The 2,379-nt window shown below is 72.9% G+C and carries 1 protein-coding gene and 2 pseudogenes; 2 read left to right on the top strand and 1 reads right to left on the bottom strand.

Going from position 1 to position 2,379, the window contains the following annotated elements; genetic code table 11:
• Positions 1-500 (top strand): annotated as a pseudogene (locus tag AOK23_RS36970) (hypothetical protein); the annotation flags it as partial.
• Positions 501-529: 29 nt separating this feature from the next.
• Here the strand turns inward: AOK23_RS36970 and AOK23_RS36965 are convergent.
• The gene (locus AOK23_RS36965; RefSeq protein ID WP_055716865.1) at positions 530-1,732 is read right to left on the bottom strand and encodes an amino acid deaminase/aldolase; all 1,203 of its coding nucleotides are present in this window, start codon (positions 1,730-1,732) and stop codon (positions 530-532) included.
• 445 nt (positions 1,733-2,177) lie between these two features.
• Between AOK23_RS36965 and AOK23_RS46090 the strand changes: the two are divergent.
• Positions 2,178-2,379, top strand: a pseudogene (locus AOK23_RS46090) (amino acid deaminase/aldolase); the annotation flags it as partial.

Genomic DNA, 2,379 nt, shown 5'->3' with positions numbered 1-2,379 from the left:
GTGCCGTCGGTGACGAGGACGCCGTCCTCGTCACCGACGGCACCTACGACTGCCCCGGCGACGACGGCCTGTGCCGCAGCGGCTGGGTCTACTCGCGCACCGTCACCCAGAGCGACGAGACGTCCCCGAAGGTCCTCGCCGAGAACGACATCGAGGACGCCGCGAACGACGCGTACGACCGCGACGACCTGGACCGGCGCCCGTACGACGGCATCACCGGTCACGAGGTCGTCGGCTCCGGCTCGGTCGCCGTCGCGGGGCGCGCGGGCTACTTCGTGCGCTGGCGGGTCACCACCGACGCCGGGCCCGGCGGGTACGTCCAGTCCCTCGTCTTCCCGTCCAGCGTCGGCTCCGAGGCACCGGTCCTCGTCCGGTTCGCCGTCGACGCGGGCGACGACGGCCCGCCGGTCGGCGACATCGACCGGATCGTCCGGGGCATCCGGGCGGTCGGCGACGAGAAGACCGGCGGGGGAGTGGGCAGCAGCCTGGGCCCGCGATGACATGGCGGGCCCGGGCGCACCACCGGGTCCTACAGGAAGGTGTGGCCCTCGCCCCGGTACGTCGGGACCGTCGCCGTCACCTCGTCGCCCTCCACCAGGTGCAGCACCTCGAACCGCTCGCACAGTTCACCGGCCTTGGCGTGCCGGAACCACACCTTGTCGCCGAGCAGCAGATCGTCCGCGGGGGCGCCGAGCAGCGGGGTCTGCACCTCGCCAGGCCCCTCCTGCGGGTCGTACTTCAGCCCCTCCGGCAGATACGGCACCGGCAGTCGGTCAGGGCCCGCGGCACCGGAGGCCGGGTACCCGCCGCCGAGCACGGTGACCACACCGACCCCCGGGCGCCGGACCACGGGCATCGCGAACAGTGCGGCCGGACGCCCGCTGAACGACGTGTAGTTGTCGAAGAGGCGGGGCACATAGAGCCCGGACCCGGCGCCGATCTCGGTGACCGCGTCCTCCGCCGCCGTGTGCTGCACGCTGCCCGTGCCGCCGCCGTTGACGAACTCCAGGTCCGGCGCCACACGCCGTACGGCACGGACGACCTCGGCCCGGCGGGCGGCCAGCTCCTTCTTCGCGGTGGCCTGCATCAGCCGCACCGCCCGCGAACGGAGGGGCCGCCCGGCCACCGAGTCGCCCACACCGGCGATATGGCCCTCGTACGCCATGATCCCGACCAGCTTGAACCCCGGCCGCTCGGCCACGGCCCGCGCCACCTCGGCGACCTGCTCGGGGGAGTGCAGCGGCGAACGCCGCGCCCCGATCCGCACCCGGCCCCCGAGAAGCTTCAGCGAGGTGTCCAACTCCAGGCAGACGCGCACCACTTCGGTGCCGCCGCGCCGCGAGTTCTCGATCAGCTGGAGATGGGCGGGGTCGTCGACCATCACCGTGACGGCGGCGGCGAGCTTGGGATCGCCCGCCAGTTCCGCGAAGGCGTCCTGGTCGGCGGACGGATAGGCGAGGAGGATGTCGTCGAACCCGGAACGGGCCAGCCACAAGGACTCGGCGAGAGTGAACGACATGATGCCCTGGAAGCCCTCACGGGCCAGGACCCTCTCCAGCAGCGCCCGGCAGCGAACGGACTTGCTCGCGACGCGGATCGGCTTGCCGCCGGCCCTTCGGGCGAGGTCGTCGGCGTTCGCGTCGAAGGCGTCGAGGTCGACGATCGCCAGAGGTGCGTCGAGATGAGCGGTGGCCCGGTCGTAGCGGGCCCGGTCGGCGGCGCGCGCAGTCATGAACGAAGCCTGCCAGACATGATTACCGCAGGGTAGGGGGACGTTCCGGGCTAAAGCCCCGGTGCCGCCGACTGGTTCCCCCTCGACCCCGGGCAACCCGTAGAGTGACGCGAACGCAGGGGACGACCTCGACGGGGATGCCGATCCGCTGCCACGGGTATGGCTTGCGTGTGGTGTGACCACGGGTGCGGGCGGCCCGTGGTGTGGCGCATGTCCATGGGAGCGAACCCGTCGCATGCGTGCCGGTCGCTCCCCACGGGTGACCGGGACCCGGACGGTTCCGGGTCAGCCCGGGCACGAGGAAACGGGGGGTGCATGAGCACGGAAGCGCGTCGCGCCTCCATTCCCCCACGCCCACCGAGGCGCCCCTCCACACCGCCGCACATCCCCGCGCCGCCGAACACCCCACCCCAGAGCACCGTGCCCTCCACCGACACCCCGCCGCCGCGCCGCCGACCGGGCCCGCTACGACCGGGCCACCGCTCATCTCGACGCACCTCTGGCGATCGTCGACCTCGACGCCTTCGACGCGAACGCCGACGACCTCGCCCGAAGGGCCGGCGGCAAGCCGATCCGCGTCGCGAGCAAGTCCGTTCGCTGCCGGGCGCTGCTGGAGAGGGTCCTGGCCCGTGAGGGCTTCCAGGGCA

It is taken from the genome of Streptomyces torulosus, assembly GCF_001419765.1.
In the GTDB taxonomy this organism is placed as follows: Bacteria; Actinomycetota; Actinomycetes; order Streptomycetales; family Streptomycetaceae; genus Streptomyces; species Streptomyces torulosus.
Note: the sequence above shows the minus strand (reverse complement) of the source record. Positions and strands in the feature narration are given on the sequence as shown.